The sequence below is a fragment of the Bacillus cereus group sp. MYBK195-1 genome, assembly GCF_051916605.1.
Taxonomy (GTDB): Bacteria; Bacillota; Bacilli; order Bacillales; family Bacillaceae_G; genus Bacillus_A; species Bacillus_A cereus.
The window spans coordinates 1,662,023-1,680,659 of record NZ_JBQAGZ010000001.1 but is presented as its reverse complement, the minus strand read 5'-3'; the positions used below and the strand labels follow the sequence as shown (position 1 = coordinate 1,680,659).

Sequence of the window (18,637 nt, the reverse complement as noted above, 5' to 3'; positions counted from 1 at the left end):
ATTTTAAAACCAATATGAAATAAAGGAAAATCCTCTCTTAGAAAAACTATATAAAACCAATAACATGAAAACAATTATCAATCTATTAATCGAAAATAATAATTAGCAAGCATTTATCATCTTAATTCCAGGTGTATTCGTTTTGCTTCAAAATAAAGAACTTGAATAAATTTTTTCGTATCAATACGAGCAGGTAATGTTGGTTCATTATTCAATTCTGTCATCTTTCTCCTTACGGTAGTAAAATCAAAAAATCTAGAAGCATAATTTTCGAACTTCGGGTTTAAAAAATCAGTAAGTCCAAGGGATGCTAAATGGTTTAATGATTGATAAATTGCTCTCCGAATCCGTTGTTTGGAAGCTTCTATGAACCTTTTTAATTCGGCATCTTCAGCTGAATCCCCAAGTTTTTTTTGAGCCAAATTCATAAAAATCTCTTTTAGTGAGGGAAAGCCTTGTTCCAACGTGTTATCTTGTTCATATTTATATAAATAATCTAGCATATCCATTAAATCTTTACTTCCACTTTCACTGGCTATTCCTAATTCAGACAAAAGAAAATGAATGGAATTTTGAAAATGATTAAAAGTATTTAAATGTTTTTCATTACGGTATTTTTCTTGTGCACTTGAATTACTATCCAATTTTAGTACCATATTAAGCGATTCTTGAATGTTTTTTATCGATTTTTCCAAACGAATTCGTTCAATGACTTTCCGAACAACTGTTAATACTTCAATCCGGTTAATTGGCTTAATAATATAGTATTCAACACCAAGCGAATAAGCTTCAGCAATTAATTCTTTTGATTCTACTTGAGAGACCATGATGATTTTCCCTTTAAACGAAGGTTTTATTTGACGGATTGTTTTTATTCCATCTTGAATCGGCATTAACAAATCGATAAATAAAATGTCTATATTTTTAAGGATTAGCATTTGTTGCTCTAAAGATAAACCATCCTCAGCTTCTCCTATAACCTCCCCAAGATCTTCATCCTCGATAATTTGAGCCAACATTGAGCGAACCGCTTTTTCATCATCTACTATATAAAAATACATAGAATCACCCTTTCGAAATTATATGATCAATCCCTAATCTAATTATAAAAATTGATCCTTTTCCTTCGGTTCTGTCCTCAAGCGTAACATCACCTTCAAGTTGTTCGACCATTTCTTTAACATACGATAATCCGATACCTGTCGATGGGTTGCCTAAATCATCATATTTAGAAGTAAACCCAGGCTCAAAAATTGAATCTTTATATTTTGAAGAAATACCAGGACCATTATCGCCTATTTGAAATTCAACAAAATGGTGGTCTTTATTAATGTCAATTGTGATGGTTCCCATACCTTGGATAGCTTCTACAGCGTTTGTAACGATATTATTTATAATAGATAAGATTGTGTAAATATGATAATGAGGATGCACACCATCAATTTTATACAAAAATTGGATGTCTTTCTCTAGCAAGCGTGCATATTTCGTATTTGCCCGTATAATGATATTTACTAGTTCATGTACAGACATATAATCTGTAAAACTTTCATCAGAAATTAGTTTTGAAAGTCCCGCAAAAATACGTTGGTTATCCTTTTTAACGTCATGGACCTCACCAGCAATTTGTAATGCCTGTTGCCTTAAATCCCCAAACTGAAAATCCATCTGTTTGTGCTCAAAAGAGTCTAAGGTTTTATATAAATCATAGGATTTTTTTGTTATATTCTCAGCATCTTGTAATGTTTTTTTTAAATGAACAGCATCTTCATATAAATTAGAGATAAGCATGAGCATGTGTTCATTTTGTTTCTTTATGTGTCTCTCCCTTGATTGCGCTTCATACAATTTCATCATATTGAAAAAGCTTAGAACTATAAAACTATGGGAACATGCGATAACAATGATCTCATTTATTGCCTCGGATGTGATTGATGTTTTTAATACAAAATATTGAATCATTAATTCCACACAGTCTGACAGTATTTCAATCATGCAACCAATAAAACCAATCATTAGTGGTTGATGATAAAAACGTTTGATTTTTGCTAAATGAAAGAGATACGAATAAGTAAAATAAAAGAAAAAACTAGGATAGTGAGTATGAAAAGCGGCTAGCCAATCCATATTTCCCTTTATAATGACATCCATTGAGATACGAAATACTACCACGACTATCGCTGTTAAAAAACCCGGTAAAAATGCTGGAATTCGTCGAAACAATAACAAAAAAAAGAAAAATGTTGGTGCGCCAAAGCTCATTCTAAATGTTTCATTTAAAGGAAATGACTTTATTTCACCTACTAAGGGTACTGTAAGTATCATTAAAACGAGAATATAGATGTCTTTTTTTACTAAATTACTAAGATTCAAAATAATCACTTCTCACTTTCGCCTAACAGTCAGTATACAAACCTATTTGCATTAATACAATACTTACTCTATTTTTTTCAAAAACTGATAAATAAGATATAAACGAAAGCATTATAGATTGTGAGTATTCATTACACCCTTCTACTTTAGAAAGATACTTTATAACTCAAAAATGTTCAGACACAATATAAGGTCTGAACACTTTTGGACTCGCTCTAACACCAAAATATCTGTGCTCCTTTTTAAAATATACTTAAATCCCATTCTTTTGCAATATGTTCTAACAACATAATTCCTGGTAAACTATTCCCATATTCATCAATGGCTGGTCCGTAAATACCAATACCACATCCATCTTGGAACGATAAATCCTTCCTAGATTTTGAGGGAACAAGTGTCATAATTCCGCCGGATACCCCACTCTTAGCTGGTAATCCAATGAAAGCAGCAAATTTTCCAGAAGCATTGTACATTCCACAAGTTAGCATTAAAGCTTTTGTTAACCTAGCTACTTCTTTAGGGAGCACTTGTTCTTTGCGAATAGGATGATATCCATCATGTGCTAGTATAAGCCCTATTAAGGCAATATCTTCTGTATTTATTTCAATCGAACATTGTTTTAGGTAAACCTCTAGTGTCTCCTCCACATCTGATTCTAGAAAACCATTCTCCTTTAAATAGTATGCTAATGCTCTATTACGATGAGCCGTTTCCCATTCTGATTGAAATACTATTTCATTAATAACGGGACGCTTCTCTATCATTTTTTCAATTAATAGGTATAGAGATTCTAATTTTTCTTGCACCGATGTCCCTGGCAAAAGTGAAGCTATCGTAATCGCTCCAGCATTAATCATAGGATTAAAAGGTTTTCCTGGTTTATGTATCTCTAAACGAATAATTGAATTAAAGGCATCTCCAGTTGGCTCTACGTCAACTCGTTCTAATACATAAGAAATACCGCGACTTAAACAAGCGGCTATAAAACCGATTACTTTTGATATACTTTGTAATGTGAAAGGTATCTCCCAATCTCCTGATTTTATCATTGTTCCATCTGGCTTTACTATACAAATACCTAACTGCGATACATTTATTTCCCCCAGAGCGGGAATATAACTGGCGCTTCGTCCCTTAGCTGCATACGCTCGATAATGAGCTACCCATTGATCTAAGCAAACTTTTTCTTGCCCCTCAACTTGAACGCTAGAATCCTTTATCATTTAATCATATTCCCCCGTACTATTAACTTTATATAGAATGATTTTTTCTTTACTATAATCAATAATATTTGCACTAGAACCAAGAAAAATATTCAGACATATTGCAGTCTGAATATCCTTCTTATTACACACTTTTCTTTTTTGAAGTTTTCTCATAACTATCCCAACATTCAATATTTTCAAGCCCTTTAATGTTTTCTTTATAAAAAATAGGATCTTTACCAGCTTTTTTCTGGTTTATATAATCTTGTAACGCCGCAAATGCTACTTTTGAAAGTAAGGTAATAGCAATTAAATTAATAATAACCATAAAGCCCATAAATAAGTCCGCTAAATCCCATACAATTTGAATCTTTGCAACAGAACCAAATACAATCATAGCCAACACACTTATTCTGTATATCATTAACCACACTTTACTTGTATGTAAAAAGCGAATATTTGTTTCACCATAATAATAGTTGCCAATCAACGCACCAAATCCAAATAAAAAAACAAAGATAGCAAGACAACCCGATGCCCAAGGACCTATGTGTTCACTTAATGCTGCTTGTGTAAGTGCAATACCATTTAACCCCGGTTGTTTATATGCATCAGACAGCAAAATAATAAAGGCAGTGCTAGTACAAATGATTAGTGTATCCGTTAATACACCAAATGCTTGAATCAGTCCTTGTTTCACCGGATGACTTGTTGTTGCTGTTGCGGCAACGTTTGGTGCACTTCCCATACCAGCTTCATTTGAGAATAAACCGCGTTTAACTCCATTCATAAGTGCTGCACCAATTGAACCGCCTGCTATTTGTTTAAAACCAAATGCGTTTTGAACAATAAGAGAAAGAACTTCCGGCATTTTTGATATGTTGGTAACTACAACAAATAATGCAACTCCAATGTATAATACTGCTAAAAATACCACCTTGTATTCAGCCATTTTTGCAATACGTTGTACACCACCAAAAATAATCGCAGCGAAAGCAATGGCCATGATTATCCCAACTGTTAGACGATCTGTACCAAATGAGTTTTGAAAAGCAATTGTAACTGTATTTGATTGTACTGAATTGAATACAAGACCAAAAGTAATTGTGATTAAAATAGAGAATAATACTCCCATCCAACGTTTATTCAACCCTTTTTCCATATAATAGGATGGACCACCGCGGAAACCAGTTTTATCTTTTACTTTATATATCTGTGCTAATGTGCTTTCGACAAAACTGGAGGCCGAGCTAATAATAGAAATAATCCACATCCAAAATACAGCTCCAGGACCACCTAATGCAATTGCAATCGCAATTCCTGTAATATTCCCTGTTCCAACGCGGGCTGCCATACCAATACAAAACGCTTGAAAAGGAGAGATTTGATCTTTAGAACCACTTTTCCCCTCCATTAATACACGGACCATCTCTTTTAACATTCGAAACTGTACAAAATTCAATTTAAATGTAAAATAAATTCCGCAAATAACAAGCATAATAATTAACAATTTAGACCATAAAAAATCATTTGTTGATCCGACTAACTCTACAAAAAACCTTTCCATATCATCACTCCATGCCAAAATTTTTATATCATAATCTATATAAAATCACCTATATTTCCTGGTATAAATACCTCTTTCATATTCAAATACAACAAGGATAAAAGTTTTCTATATTAATAGGATTGACCTGTTAAGCAAACATCACAACATGTAACTGTAAAGCTGAAATTTTGAAGAACTTAACGTTTATACACCCGTTGCTCTATTCCCTTCTGTAAAACTAATATTCTTATCCACTAATGTTGTTGTACTATTATGTTTGTTTCGTTTACCGGTGATTTACATTTAAATCCTAAAATCAATAGTGATTAACTGGTTATTTGTTAATTTTCTCAAGAACATGAAAGTATCTCCTTTCTCACTACTAATCTCAAAAATAGGCTAGATAAAAAATTTATAGAAAAACTATGAAGCGCTTTCAATCTTCAACTAAGAGAAGCTTGTCTTTAATTTATAATTAAAAGTACAGAATGTTACGAAAAAGTACAGATTTTTATAAAAACAAAAAAATTTTTAAGATTTTTCATCTAAAAAAACAGTGAGATTTTGTGAATTTTATACAGTATCCAAACGTCGCGGATGCTGTTCTACCTAACCTTTGACAAGCCTCTATTTTCTTCATATAAACATGCATACTTTTTCTCTTTTAGAAGTTCATATAAATTATTTGAAATCAAGAATCAACGGAATATTATAGGAATATTTAAAAAATAAAACATTTAATTTATTTATGGTATCATACAAAAAACATTTGTTTTCTCAATTAATCCCCCTAGCTGGATTCGTCTATATTGCACATATTTACAACATGAAAGACACTAAGAAAAAAAGGATTTTGTTGAAGGGATGAAACATTACAAAACTCTTATTTAGGACCTTATGTCATCCTCTTTTCTAGCAATATCGAGTTATCCCAAAAACGTATATTTACTAACATAAATTACAGGTGGTGTATTGTGAAAGAAATAGTATTTGTTCAAAATAAAAAAAGACTCCTTATGAAATTCGAATTTTTTAAAAAGGATTTAGTACTTACCATTTCACTGATACTAGCAATTGTCAGTTGCTTAATACATTCGCCAAAGATCGAATATATTAACTTTGAAGTGTTAATTAGTTTATTTAATCTGATGGTAGCCATTAAGGCCTTGGAACAGCTAAAGATATTAGACAAACTTGCCGTTGTGATTTTAAATAAATGCAATAACAGCAGGTCAATATCTATTATTCTAATTTTGTTATGCTTTATTTGCTCCATGTTTGTAACAAATGATGTTGCTCTCCTCACTTTTGTACCAATAACACTTGTCATTAGTAAAAAAACACAAATGAACATGATGGATACAATCATCCTGCAGACAATTGCAGCAAACATCGGTAGTAGCTTGATGCCTATGGGAAACCCACAAAATTTATACCTATATTCTTACTATGGAATTAAGCTCATCCCATTTTTAGGTTCAATTCTGCTTTTAGCTGTACTTGGAATTAGTTTATTATTTATATTTACTCAAAAACTTCAAAAAACAGATTTGAAAATAGAACTACCTGTTATTACCGTGAAAAATCGAAAAAAAGCTACCGTCTGGATTTTGATACTTATCACTATCATTGCATCTATTTTTGGTGTCATTAATTATTACATTGCGCTAATAGTCACACTGATAGCAGCATTTACGTTAGATAGAAACTTACTATTTAAGATCGATTACTTTCTTCTAATAACCTTTGTCTGTTTTTTTATTTTTATCGGAAACATTTCCCATTCCGATGCACTGGGGACATTTGCTCGCGCTAATTTAAGAGGAGATACTTCAGTCTTCTTTAGTTCCATATTTTTGAGTCAATTGATTAGCAATTTTCCTACTTCAATTCTTCTATCAAACTTTACTTCTGATTGGAAAGCTTTATTACTAGGAGTAAATATTGGAGGACTTGGAACAATTATCGCATCTTTAGCCAGTGTAATCTCCTATAAACTATTCATTCAGGCCAATGTTAAAGAGAGTAAGGCATATTTAATTAAATTTAGCATTTACAACTTTTCATTTTTAATCATACTTACATGTATACAATACTTTATCTTTAAATTTCTAAAAATTTTTTAAAAAATTGATTCCTTTAGAAAAACCCAAATTTCTCAATTTAATGCTGAGATATTTGGGTTTTAATATAGGTATGTTTAAAGAGCTACAACAAAGTTACCATCAATTTAATATTTTGAGATGTTCTCACAGTGAAAATCTTTTAGCTTTTACGTTGTTTATTAGATTTCAGTTCATTTTTGAAGTCTTCTTCACAAAATCCTTAATGTCCCTCAATTTTTTCCCGCTAATATTATCTTTAATGGTTGAATCTATTTCAATTTCTAATTTTGCAAATGCTCCTCCTACACAATTATAGATACTTAATCCCTCTATACTCTTTCAAGCGGTAATCCATTCCGATGGAAATTACAAATGAAAAAATTTATCCGTTTTTCCTACTTTCTAAATTCAGCAAGTAAAATGTTTTTAAAAACTTCCGGGTTATTAAGGTTTAAACTGTTCGAATTGATAGCGAGTGTATGTTTACCTCCAAGTGTTCCACCAGCAAAAGTGGAAAACCCTGGAACGGCCCCCCTGTGTCCCCATACCGAGACACCGTTCGGAAGCTTAATTTCAAGTATTCCAAGACCATATCCGGTTCCCTCTCTATTTGTAGGAACTGTAGTAAGCATTTGTTTTAACTGCTGTTCCTTCAGTAATTTGCCACCTAGTAAGCAAGAGAAGAATTTGTTTAAGTCGTCAGCAGTAGAAATCACATCTCCATCCGAGCTACCTGGGTTAATATAAGTAACATCTTTTAGCTCACTCGCTCCGTCTAGTTGCAAATAACCACGGGCATGCTTGGTGCCTGGAATCACGCTTGAATTACCAGGTAGAAATGTATTTGACAAATCAAGCGGTTCAATAATCCGATTTTCAACCTCTTCCGCATAGCTGTTTCCTGTTACTTTTTCAATAAGGATTCCTAGTATTACATATCCTGTATTTGAATAAGACCAACCCTTTCCTGGAGCAAAGTCTGGGGGAAGTGAAATCCCCATCTTTACAAATTCTTCAGCCGTATACGATTTTTTTATATCCGTAATATCAAAGTCTTTTGAATTTATATAGTCAGCAATACCACTTGTATGATTCAATATTTGCCGGATCGTAATCTGGTTACCATCATATCCGTTTCCTTGAATAACACCAGGTAACCATTTTTCAATGGAGTCGTCTAGATTCAAACGGTTCTCTCCAGATAATTGAAGTAGAACTGTTGCAATGAACGTTTTCGTCACACTGCCAATGCGAAAGCGAAAATCTGCTTTCATTGGTTTCTTAGTTTTCAGATCCGCTACCCCAGCTGTATAACTCCAAGTTTTACCCCCCTTAGAAATTTTAGCGAGTATTCCCGGGTATCCAAGTTGCAGTTCATCTCGCATTGCTTTCTTAACGGAAGTACGATCGCTTTGCGTACTTGTTTGTAACGAACTAGATACATTTTGCGTAGGTTCTGCTTTTATAATTAATGTTGGTGTTATGTATAACAGGGAACTTCCACCTATTAAAAGTGCTAGACTTGCACATGTAATTTTACTCCGTGTTTTCATAAAGAATTCCTCTCTTCTATTTAAATTGTATTGATGGCTGATAGCTGTCTCATATACTAACCACACAGCTATCAACTCTCCTAATGATAAAAGTCAACACTGAATTTACAATCAACGTACTAATCATTATTTTCACAAACACCATTGTGTTCTAACAATCTCTAAATCACTCTTTTTCCACATACATATTAACCATAGAAATTACTTCTTTTCCTTAAAACACTCTTGTTACTGATTATTTGTTTTATATGTAGGCCGTACTTGTTCCCCCCTTCATGCCTCCTTATATTTTTATCCTACACAATGAAAATCTCTTTTTTCTTACCTATTCCTTACAAATTCCTTACATACAAAATCACTTCTACAATAGGATTGAAGTAGCATCTGTGCCCGAAAGCGCAAAAAACACCGATGCTTTTCGCTTCAGTGTTTTTGCGCTTTACATATTGTAAGATTCGTTTTACTCTTAACAGGTTAAACTGCTGATTTTTTCTAATGCGATTATTCTTCTTGTTATATAAAACAAATTTCATAGTGTTATATGACACACTATGAAATTTGTCATTAAGGCACATGATTCTAAATTTATTGATGTACTTGAGATGGACTCACTTTTTGAATTTGAACAAGTATATCAAACGCTTTACCTAATGATATATCAACAGTTTTTGGTATATCAGGCCCTTCGGTAGTTATTCCAGCGAAAATTGGATGTTGTTCGTTTAACCAAGTTTTTGTCACGCCGTTCGCCTTACGTAAATCAATAAAAAATTGATCTTTTTTGACCTGTCCAAAAATGTAGTTATAACTGTTTGGATCATCCGATTTTAATGTTCCATAGGGGCCAAATTCACCATTGCTATTCTTCACATTGTATTGTCCTTCATAAACTGACGTTCCAATAGATACGTACCGTTTTCCGTAATATTCTGCTAAATGCTGCCCTGCTACTTTAGGGTATATAAAAGAAAGCATATTTGTTTTCGAAACGTGTCCATTATGTCCCCATACAATGGTTTTTCCTAAATATTCTTCAGTCCACTTCGCATTTTCATACATTGCAATATCATGTTTCAAATAAAAATCCGCTGGTTTATCAGGAGGTGTCGCTAACATTGTAGTAAACTGTTCAATAATACGAGCATTTTGCTTTATCCATACGAACTCTTTAGATTTTCCATTTAAATGACTTTTATTTTCCTCTAATAAAGCACTAATTTGTTTAGCATCTAAAACATACTTTTCTTTTTCTTCTTTCGTAAGGCTTTCAAAAGTATTCATATCCTTTGTTACAGGAATAAGCCCTTTTATCTTCTCTTCTACTCTAGGCAACAGTTTTGAATTGTTCGCTTTAATATATTCTATTATATTATTATAAACATTTTCGTTTACTGATTGAATGTCCATCCCGATGACACGTACTTTCGATTTATGTTTTGGATTAGCATTATATTGCCGAATCCAATCAAGTAAATCTAGCATTTCTTTCGTCTTAAATACAGGTGTTAGATGTTGGCTTGGGTTTCCCTTACCAGTAAGAACATATCGATCAAGTTCCAAGGCCCTGTCCCATCCCTCTTCTAAAACTAGATTGGTAAAGCCCTTTTCAGATACTAAATACTTAACAATGCGGTGTTTCATCGTAAAAACTTCATGAGCCCCATGCGTAGCTTCACCTAAACCTACAATTGAAGCTGAACCTACCATATCCTTAAGTGGTTTCAAATCATTAAGAGATGCAGTTGGATTAGTTGTTTTTAAAGGCTTTGCATGTGCTTCTAACCATTTCGCTATTTGATTTGTATTATAGGGAGCTGTAACAGAAACCTCTGTTTTCGAATCTGCATAAGTATTTCCTACAAAATGAGTCATTGTTATAGCAGAAGCAACAATTGCAATAATTATTTTCTTTTTCATAAAAAACCTCCTGAAATATTTACTTATAGCTTTTTTACATACTCTGCCAACTTCCGTTTAAAACATTCATTTTCTTATTACTGTTAAGATACATTTATTCTAGTTCCTAAAACTCACTTATTTCTTAATAGGTTCTTAAGAAATTCTTAATTCACTTATACGAATATAAAACTAAATAAGCTTCAATTCATTGTATTGTAAATTCCTCATTGCATAACATTATAATGTACAGATATTCGTTATAAATGATGTTATCTAAAGTATTCAATTTCAGTATGTATTATTAACGTAGTTAATATATGGTTAATATGAAGTTCCAAATTTTGATTGTTTGTAGTCTCTTTATCATAGAGTTAATTTAGGGGTTATTTTTTGTTCACTTCATTTTTTTCGGCACTCTGCATCTAGACGGTATACCCATTGGCCACAGTTAGACTATTTCAAATCAAAAAAATAGATTACCTGCACACGAAAAAGTATAGTGCACAGGTAATCTATTTGTTTTTGAGATTAATAAAAACCTAATTTATTTTTTGAATTCTTCCATCAATAACAGACTGAATTGGTTCTTTTGATTTTTTTATATAATCTACTAATGCTTCAAAATCAGTTGGTCCTGTTTCAGCATCTTTACCGTTTTTAAAGGATACAAATCCATCTCCACCTGAAGCTAGAAATGCGTTAGCAACGACGCTGTAAGTTTTAGAAGGAATAATTTCTTCTCCATTTGTTAAGCGAATACTTGTTACTTTTTCTCCATTGGGCTTGTTCGCATCCCAAGTGTATTGGATCCCTGAAATTTGAAGCATTCTTGTTATGTCTTTTTGCCATTGTTGATTTAAAATATCACGAATGTCTTGACCTGTTAAATTTACTTTTATTAATTGATTTCCGAATGGTTGAATACCATATATCTCTCCCCATGTAATATCACCAGCATCTAAGTCATTACGAATACCACCAGGATTCATAAGTGCAATTTGGGATTGCATTGTTGTACGCTGGGCATCAGCAACTAAATTTCCAAGAGTAGATTCACCAGCCGTATTGAGTTTGCGATCTAGTGGCGCAATAGACTTACCTACAACTTCATTAACAAGAGGTGCGATTTTTGCTTGATATTTCTCCATCTTCTTCTTTATTTTTTTATCAGGCTCTATGCCTTCATGATAAGTTGTAACAATTTCTGCTTTTTTCTCAACAATATCTTGTGTTTTACGATCAATCTTTACATCAACATCAGCAAAAGCCATACCATATGAATTTGCTTGTACGACAAGTTTATTATTAACAGTTCCATTTACATAAGTGTGGCTATGGCCACCAAAAATAACATCGACTTCTGGATCAGTCTCATTTGCTAATCGGACGATATCACCATTTGTTACGCCGTCCCCATCTGTTATACCTCCGTTATGTGCAAGAACAACGATAGATTTAACGCCTAGTTTTTTCAATTGCTTTACGGATTTGTTAATAGCTTCAACTTCATCTGTAATTTCTACATTCTTTAGCATAGTAGGCATAACAAGGTTAGGAACATCCGTTGTTACGACTCCGATAAATCCAACAGGAACTCCTTGTACCTTTTTTATAGTGAATGGTGGTAAAAATAAACGACCGGTGGATTTATTATAGAAATTTGCAGCAACATATGGAAATTTTGCTCCTTTAAAATTTCCTGTTTTCTCATGGTATCCACCATAAATAAGGCGGTTCATTTCTTCAACACCTTCATCAAATTCATGATTTCCTATCGTTCCAACATCGAATTTCAAATCATTTAGAAATTCAATCGTAGGTTCGTCTTGTAATAATGCTGAAACAGGAGTACTTGCTCCAACAACATCTCCAGCATGTACCTTTAATGTATTCGGATTTTGTTTTTCACGATCACGTAAATAAGCCCCTAAGTACTCAATTCCCCCTGCATCTTTATTGTTAATTTTTTTTACAGTGTCTAGTTGCCCATGAAAATCGTTAATACCGAGCATTTGTACATCTATGTAGCGGTTTGGTTCTGTACTTGCTTGGGCTGAAGGCATAGCAAATACACTAGTAAAAGTAACTGTACTTAATGCTAAAGCAACTGGAATGATTTTTTTCAACATAAAATTTCTCTCCCCTAATTAAAATCTGACATAATACGATGTTATTTTAATATATTAAGAGAATTATTTCCACAAAAATTCTACCAATTATAAAAATTAATAAGATTTTATTGTTTTCTGACAAGATATTTCTTCCTCAAAAAAATGTATATTTCTTTGTTTTGAGGATTATTCAAAATATTATCTTGATAGTAATATAACAATACTTCTAAGAAATCTAAAAAACTCTAATCAATATATTTTAGCTGTTAAGAAGAGTATTCAATCCAAAATTAATGGAGATTTATCAACCTAACATCTCAATATCACCATTTAAAAAATGCTCCTGGATTTATCCAAGAGCATCTTTTTTTAGATTTATTTTTACTTGTTTATAATTTATCAATTAACAATTATATAGTTGTAATTAGTCCTTTAAAAATGATAGGAGTGCTTCATTAAATTCTTTGGCATGCGTTGCATTTAGCCCATGTGGACCACCCTTTATTAACGTTACTTTAGAATTAGGAATTGCTTCATGTGTTAATTTCCCACTATATTCAAATGGTACAGTTGCATCTGAATCACCATGAATAATAAGAGTAGGTATATTAAACTTCTCCAAGTCTTTTCTAAAATCTGTCTTACTAAAGGCAGTAATACAATCAAGCGTTCCTTTAGGTGATGCACTGGCTGCAATATCCCAATTATATAAACGGAATGGCTCACTAACTAAATCTGTTCGATTACCAGCCGCGAAAAATCCCTTAGTAAATTCATCAAGAAATGCAAGTCGGTCATTAATCACACCACTTTTGAATGCTTCAATTGTTGCATCATCTAATGCCCCTTCAGGATGATCCTCTGATTTGTATAAATATGGAGGAACTGCTCCAGCAAAAACAGCCTTTTCAATACGATCTGTTCCATACGTACTAATATACCGGGCTACTTCGCCTCCACCCATAGAAAAACCAACAAGTGTAACATTTTGAAGCTCTAAATGTTCTAATAGTTGATGTAAATCAGAAGTAAAGGTATCATATTCATACCCTTCCCATGGCTGAGATGATTTTCCAAATCCTCGACGATCATATGTTATAACTCTGTATCCAGCCTCAACAAGAGCTGGAACTTGGTATTCCCAAGATCGACCACTTAACGGCCAGCCATGAATGAGTACAACTGGTTTTCCTGTGCCATGATCCTCATAATATATCTCAATTGGTTCTTGATTTTCAGTTCCTACAGTAATTTTAGCCATGCTTCTACCTCCAAAAAATATTCTAATATATATCCTTTTTTCAATAATCCAGATGAATCTCATAACCTATTCATGCACGTTTATGTTGTGAACTCTAAGTATGAAACTCTATTATTCCAAAGAATTCATTTTCTCCTTTTGGACAATTCCCCCTCTAATACCTTTTTCATCATAAGATAATTTCTGAACATTCCTCATATTCAATTATAATAACAAAAATAGGTGACTATCAATATTGTTCTATCTATAGGATGTATAGGTAAAACCAATCTATTTTATAGTGAAAACAACTATAGTTACGACCTATACAAATTATAGATATTTTAGAATTGATTAACGAATCAATTTTCAAATACTATAAATTTGTATAGCACTTCATGTTCTGTGAATGCTGCTATAACCAATATTATTGGTCAGCTTAGTTATAAACGAAGAAACTTATAATAAAACTTTCTTCGATTACTTAATTTTTAGGAGGAATACATAATGACTGATCTCTATTCTCGTATTAACAAAGATGATGCTGTCGTGCTTTTAGTAGATCATCAAACTGGTCTTATGTCTGGACTAGTACGTGACTATGGTGTTGATGAATTCAAGAACAATGTTTTAGCTCTTGCTCATACTGCTAAGTTTTTTGATTTACCAGTTATTTTAACAACAAGTTTTGAAAACGGGCCTAATGGACCTTTAATGCAAGAATTGGTTGATCTCTTTCCTCATGCACCAAAAATAGCTCGACCTGGACAAATTAACGCATGGGATAATGATGATTTTGTAAAAGCAATCGAAGACACTGGAAAAAAACAACTTATCATCGCAGGCGTAGTTACGGACGTTTGTGTTGCTTTCCCGGCACTTTCCGCTATAAAAGCTGGATATGAAGTATTTGCTGTTACTGATGCTTCAGGAACTTTCAGTAAACAAGTTGCAGATGCTGCCAATACTCGTATGGCACATAGTGGTGTGCAACTTATGAACTGGTTTAGCGTAGCTTGCGAATTACAACGCGATTGGCGCAACGATGTCGAAGGTTTTGGCAATTTGCTTGCTAGCAATCTTCCAGGCTATCAAAATATAATTGGAAGCTATATGGGAGCTCAGCGCGATCTTAGTAAACAAAATGCATAAATGTATTATCACTTTTTAAAAAGTTTCTAGTATAAATTTAGTGCCGATTAAATCGGCACTAAATTTTAAATTAAACAGTACAACAAAGCTTTTATTTTTATGATTACAGCTTTAGTCAATAGAAAATATATTACTTTCAAAAACTTGATTTTAAACAATTAAAAAAGGAGCGTTTTATTATGAGTAATTTAGAATTGTTAAATCCGGAGAACAGTGCCTTAATTTTAATTGATTTTCAACCTCAAATGACTTTTGGGGTTGCAAGTATTGATAGACAAACATTGATTAATAACGTTATGCTACTTGCTAAATCAGCAAAAACTTTTAACGTACCTACTATTCTTACTACAGTTGAGACACGCAGCTTTTCTGGTTATTTTTGGCCACAAATTCTTGATATATTCCCAAACCATGAAATTATAGAACGCAGTTCAATGAACTCTTGGGAAGATCCAAAATTTGTTGAAGCAGTTAAAGCAACAGGTAGAAAGAAATTAATATTTGCAGCACTTTGGACTGAAGTTTGCCTTGCATTCCCTGTGCTTGAAGCAATTAAAGCTGGCTATGAAGTGTATGCAGTTGATGATGCTTCAGGTGGTACTAGTCTGACAGCACATAATGCTGCTATGCGTCGTGTAGAACAAGCTGGTGCAATTCCAGTGACAGCAATTCAAGTTTTACTTGAATACCAACGTGACTGGGCACACAAAGACACTTATGATGCTGTAATGGAAATTGTAAAGGAGCACACTGGCGCTTATGGTCAAGGAGTAGAATACGCATATACTATGGTGCACGGGGCGCTTCCAAGCAGGAAAATATGAAACAAGAAGGAGTAGCTGTCGAAGAGACTTATACAGGGAACACGATGGATGCTGCTGATCCAGTAACAACGATTGTTACATGGGAAATTCAAGAAGGTAGAGAAAAACAGTTTGAAACATGGAGACATGAAATCGAAGCTGCCGCTACTAAATTCCCAGGGCATTTAGGTGTAAATCTAATAGTTCCAAATAACGAATCGAGAGAGTATACTGTTATTTTTCGATTTGATACGTATGAGCATCTACGTGCTTGGCAAGAATCAGACATTCGCCGGGATTTGTTAAAAACGGCAGAACAATTTCAAGCTACTAATCCAAGTTACAAAACTGAAAGTAGTTTGGCTTATTGGTTTGTTACTCCGAAAACGCCAGTTCCACCGCCAAAATGGAAAATGTCTATCGTTACCCTTCTGGGTGTATGGCCTCTTAGCATGTTAGTTCCTAAAGTGATAGGACCTATTATAAAACATATGAATCCTATTATGTCCGCTTTTTTCGTTTCTGTATGTATAGTGTCCTTGCTATCATGGGTAGTCATGCCGATTTTCGGTAAATTATTTCATCCATGGTTACAAAATAATAGAAAGTAGACGAGGTGTGAACATGACTTTACCGGATATGATCTTATATAACGGAAAAATTACTACCCTTGACCCTTCTCAGCCTGAGGTATCTGCTATCGCCATAACTGATGGTTTAGTCACTGCAGTAGGTGGAGATGAGCTTCTTAATAGTGCCACGGAAAAAACAAAGAAAATAGACCTTAAAAGAAAGAGAGCTATTCCAGGCCTGAATGACTCTCATATACACGTTATTCGTGGTGGTCTACATTATAATATGGAATTACGTTGGGAAGGCGTGCCATCACTTTTTATTGCTCTAGAAATGCTCAAAGAACAGGCAAGGCGTACACCTGCTCCTCAGTGGGTAAGGGTAGTTGGAGGTTGGTCTGAATTTCAATTTAAAGAGAGACGGTTGCCAACTTTGGAAGAAATTAATGCCGTTTCTGAAGACACTCCTGTCTTTGTGCTACATCTTTACGATAGAGCACTTGTAAATCGTGCTGGGCTGCATGCACTGGGATATACAAAAGATACACCAGACCCTCCAGGCTGCTTAATTGAGCGGGATAAACGAGGTAATCCAACGGGCCTTTTAATTGCGAATCCTAACGCTTCTATTCTTTATTCAAGTTTGGGTAAAGCACCAACACTTAATTTTGACGACCAGATTAATTCAACTCGCCATTTTATGCGCGAATTAAATAGATTAGGTATTACAAGTGCTATTGACGCAGGTGGTGGATTCCAAAATTATCCTGATGATTACAAAGTTGTTGAACATTTAGCCGAGAAGGAACAATTAACTTTGCGTATTGCTTATAATCTATTTACGCAAAATCCAAATCATGAATATGAAGACTTTGCTTCATGGGCAAAAATTGTTTCTCCAGGTCAAGGAACTGATAAGTATAAAATGAATGGTGCCGGAGAGATGTTAGTATTCTCAGCAGCCGATTTTGAAAAATTTCAAATGCCACGGCCTGAACTAGCTACGATGATGGAAGCTGACTTAAAGAAAGTAATTTCTCTATTGGTGGAAAACCGTTGGCCCTTCCGTTTACATGCAACTTATGATGAGTCAATCACACGTTTCTTAAATGTATTTGAGGAAGTTAACAGTGAAATTCCTTTTAATGGTCTACGATGGTGGTTTGACCATGCAGAAACAATCTCAGATCGTAGTATGGAACGTGTTAAGGCTTTAAATGGCGGTATTGCCATCCAAGACCGCATGGCTTTTCAAGGTGAATACTTTGTTGATTTATACGGAAAGGAAGCTGCAAAGCGTACTCCTCCGATTTATCGTATGTTAGACCTTGGTATACCTGTTGGCGCCGGTAGTGATGCAACTAGGGTTTCCAGCTATAACCCTTGGGTTGCCCTTTACTGGATGGTTGCCGGAAAAACCATTGGTGGGCTTTCCATATACGATGAAAAAAATAAACTTGATAGAAAAGTAGCCCTGGAATTATATTCAAAAGGAAGTGCGTGGTTCTCTGATGATGAAGGTAAAAAGGGAACCCTGGCAGTAGGTCAGTTTGCTGATATTGCTGTATTGTCTGCTGACTACTTTACTGTGCCAGAAGAAGAAATCAAAAACCTTGAATCATTACTCACCATTATGGGTGGACAGGTTGTTTATGGAAATGATGAATTTAAAAATTTATCACCTGAATTGCCGCCAGCATCACCTGATTGGTCACCGACGGGCGTTTACGGTTATGGTGGTGCTAACCTAGCCAACACTATACTTTCCCACGATTCCCATAATAACAAGTTACATAGTTGCAGTAACCCTCTCCATCAACACACTCATACCGTAATAGGAAAAGATGGAACTACATGGGGTATCGGTTGTACTTGCTTTGCTTTCTAAGTCCAAACCACCGGTATAATGCCGGTGGTTTTCTTTCTGCAATAAGGGTATGTAGATTCGAAATAACATTGTATATCCCTACATGGAATCTATTACTATTCAATAGGACCAAAGAGTTGATAGCTTAAACTTGATTTGTTTTTTACATCCTTCTCTCCGTGCAAAGTCTACCCCTTTCCCTTAAGTA

13 protein-coding genes and 1 pseudogene are annotated in these 18,637 nt (G+C 34.0%); 5 read left to right on the top strand and 9 right to left on the bottom strand.

Annotated elements, in window-relative coordinates:
• Positions 1 to 116: 116 nt before the first annotated feature.
• The 4 genes from ACTFRY_RS08745 to ACTFRY_RS08730 all read right to left on the bottom strand — a co-directional run bounded on the left by ACTFRY_RS08745 (position 117) and on the right by ACTFRY_RS08730 (position 5,145).
• Positions 117 to 1,061, bottom strand: a complete 945-nt coding sequence (locus ACTFRY_RS08745; RefSeq protein WP_000274074.1) for a response regulator — start codon at positions 1,059 to 1,061, stop codon at positions 117 to 119.
• 4 nt (positions 1,062 to 1,065) lie between these two features.
• The gene (locus ACTFRY_RS08740; RefSeq protein WP_000584792.1) at positions 1,066 to 2,382 is read right to left on the bottom strand and encodes a sensor histidine kinase; all 1,317 of its coding nucleotides are present in this window, start codon (positions 2,380 to 2,382) and stop codon (positions 1,066 to 1,068) included.
• 233 nt (positions 2,383 to 2,615) lie between these two features.
• Positions 2,616 to 3,596, bottom strand: a complete 981-nt coding sequence (gene glsA, locus ACTFRY_RS08735) for a glutaminase GlsA (protein ID WP_098616801.1) — start codon at positions 3,594 to 3,596, stop codon at positions 2,616 to 2,618.
• Between the two features lie 124 nt (positions 3,597 to 3,720).
• Positions 3,721 to 5,145 (bottom strand): alanine/glycine:cation symporter family protein, encoded by a 1,425-nt coding sequence (locus tag ACTFRY_RS08730; protein ID WP_000439283.1) that lies wholly within the window; start codon positions 5,143 to 5,145, stop codon positions 3,721 to 3,723.
• A 956-nt stretch (positions 5,146 to 6,101) separates the two neighbouring features.
• Between ACTFRY_RS08730 and ACTFRY_RS08725 the strand changes: the two genes are divergently transcribed.
• Positions 6,102 to 7,253: an anion transporter gene (locus ACTFRY_RS08725; protein WP_016118209.1), complete on the top strand. Its 1,152-nt coding sequence runs from the start codon at positions 6,102 to 6,104 to the stop codon at positions 7,251 to 7,253.
• A gap of 165 nt (positions 7,254 to 7,418) precedes the next feature.
• On the opposite strand, the pseudogene ACTFRY_RS08720 reads toward ACTFRY_RS08725, so the two are convergent.
• From ACTFRY_RS08720 to ACTFRY_RS08700, 5 genes and pseudogenes are all read right to left on the bottom strand, one after another.
• Positions 7,419 to 7,517: pseudogene (locus ACTFRY_RS08720) on the bottom strand (cytochrome P450); the annotation flags it as partial.
• A gap of 110 nt (positions 7,518 to 7,627) precedes the next feature.
• The gene (locus ACTFRY_RS08715) at positions 7,628 to 8,785 is read right to left on the bottom strand and encodes a serine hydrolase domain-containing protein (protein ID WP_000857797.1); all 1,158 of its coding nucleotides are present in this window, start codon (positions 8,783 to 8,785) and stop codon (positions 7,628 to 7,630) included.
• A 585-nt stretch (positions 8,786 to 9,370) separates the two neighbouring features.
• Entirely contained in the window at positions 9,371 to 10,702 is a 1,332-nt protein-coding gene (locus ACTFRY_RS08710) for an erythromycin esterase family protein (protein WP_098616802.1), read from the bottom strand.
• Positions 10,703 to 11,223: 521 nt separating this feature from the next.
• Positions 11,224 to 12,813: a bifunctional metallophosphatase/5'-nucleotidase gene (locus tag ACTFRY_RS08705; RefSeq protein WP_016118211.1), complete on the bottom strand. Its 1,590-nt coding sequence runs from the start codon at positions 12,811 to 12,813 to the stop codon at positions 11,224 to 11,226.
• A gap of 406 nt (positions 12,814 to 13,219) precedes the next feature.
• Positions 13,220 to 14,056 carry a bromoperoxidase gene (locus ACTFRY_RS08700; RefSeq protein ID WP_086409998.1) on the bottom strand — a complete coding sequence of 279 codons (837 nt, stop codon included), beginning with the start codon at positions 14,054 to 14,056 and terminating at the stop codon, positions 13,220 to 13,222.
• A gap of 486 nt (positions 14,057 to 14,542) precedes the next feature.
• Here ACTFRY_RS08700 and ycaC point away from each other — a divergent pair, with 486 nt between their 5' ends.
• From ycaC to ACTFRY_RS08680, 4 genes are all read left to right on the top strand, one after another.
• A complete protein-coding gene (gene ycaC / locus ACTFRY_RS08695) occupies positions 14,543 to 15,187 on the top strand; it encodes an isochorismate family cysteine hydrolase YcaC (RefSeq protein ID WP_000131210.1) in 645 nt (214 codons plus the stop codon).
• 179 nt (positions 15,188 to 15,366) lie between these two features.
• Positions 15,367 to 16,011: a hydrolase gene (locus tag ACTFRY_RS08690; RefSeq protein ID WP_000067162.1), complete on the top strand. Its 645-nt coding sequence runs from the start codon at positions 15,367 to 15,369 to the stop codon at positions 16,009 to 16,011.
• The gene (locus tag ACTFRY_RS08685; protein ID WP_098616803.1) at positions 16,008 to 16,601 is read left to right on the top strand and encodes an antibiotic biosynthesis monooxygenase; all 594 of its coding nucleotides are present in this window, start codon (positions 16,008 to 16,010) and stop codon (positions 16,599 to 16,601) included. Before ACTFRY_RS08690 ends, ACTFRY_RS08685 begins: the two co-directional genes overlap by 4 nt.
• Before the next feature lie 13 nt (positions 16,602 to 16,614).
• Positions 16,615 to 18,450, top strand: coding sequence for an amidohydrolase (locus tag ACTFRY_RS08680; RefSeq protein ID WP_136986573.1), 1,836 nt, complete (start codon positions 16,615 to 16,617; stop codon positions 18,448 to 18,450).
• Positions 18,451 to 18,637 lie beyond the last annotated feature (187 nt).

Excerpts from the sequence above, each read along its gene's own strand:
- ACTFRY_RS08715 (WP_000857797.1), bottom strand. The coding sequence starts at position 8,785 with ATGAAAACACGGAGTAAAATTACATGTGCAAGTCTAGCACTTTTAATA.
- ACTFRY_RS08705 (WP_016118211.1), bottom strand. The coding sequence starts at position 12,813 with ATGTTGAAAAAAATCATTCCAGTTGCTTTAGCATTAAGTACAGTTACT.
- ycaC (WP_000131210.1), top strand. The coding sequence starts at position 14,543 with ATGACTGATCTCTATTCTCGTATTAACAAAGATGATGCTGTCGTGCTT.
- glsA (WP_098616801.1), bottom strand. The coding sequence starts at position 3,596 with ATGATAAAGGATTCTAGCGTTCAAGTTGAGGGGCAAGAAAAAGTTTGC.
- ACTFRY_RS08685 (WP_098616803.1), top strand. The coding sequence starts at position 16,008 with ATGAAACAAGAAGGAGTAGCTGTCGAAGAGACTTATACAGGGAACACG.
- ACTFRY_RS08700 (WP_086409998.1), bottom strand. The coding sequence starts at position 14,056 with ATGGCTAAAATTACTGTAGGAACTGAAAATCAAGAACCAATTGAGATA.
- ACTFRY_RS08730 (WP_000439283.1), bottom strand. The coding sequence starts at position 5,145 with ATGGAAAGGTTTTTTGTAGAGTTAGTCGGATCAACAAATGATTTTTTA.
- ACTFRY_RS08690 (WP_000067162.1), top strand. The coding sequence starts at position 15,367 with ATGAGTAATTTAGAATTGTTAAATCCGGAGAACAGTGCCTTAATTTTA.
- ACTFRY_RS08745 (WP_000274074.1), bottom strand. The coding sequence starts at position 1,061 with ATGTATTTTTATATAGTAGATGATGAAAAAGCGGTTCGCTCAATGTTG.
- ACTFRY_RS08680 (WP_136986573.1), top strand. The coding sequence starts at position 16,615 with ATGACTTTACCGGATATGATCTTATATAACGGAAAAATTACTACCCTT.
- ACTFRY_RS08710 (WP_098616802.1), bottom strand. The coding sequence starts at position 10,702 with ATGAAAAAGAAAATAATTATTGCAATTGTTGCTTCTGCTATAACAATG.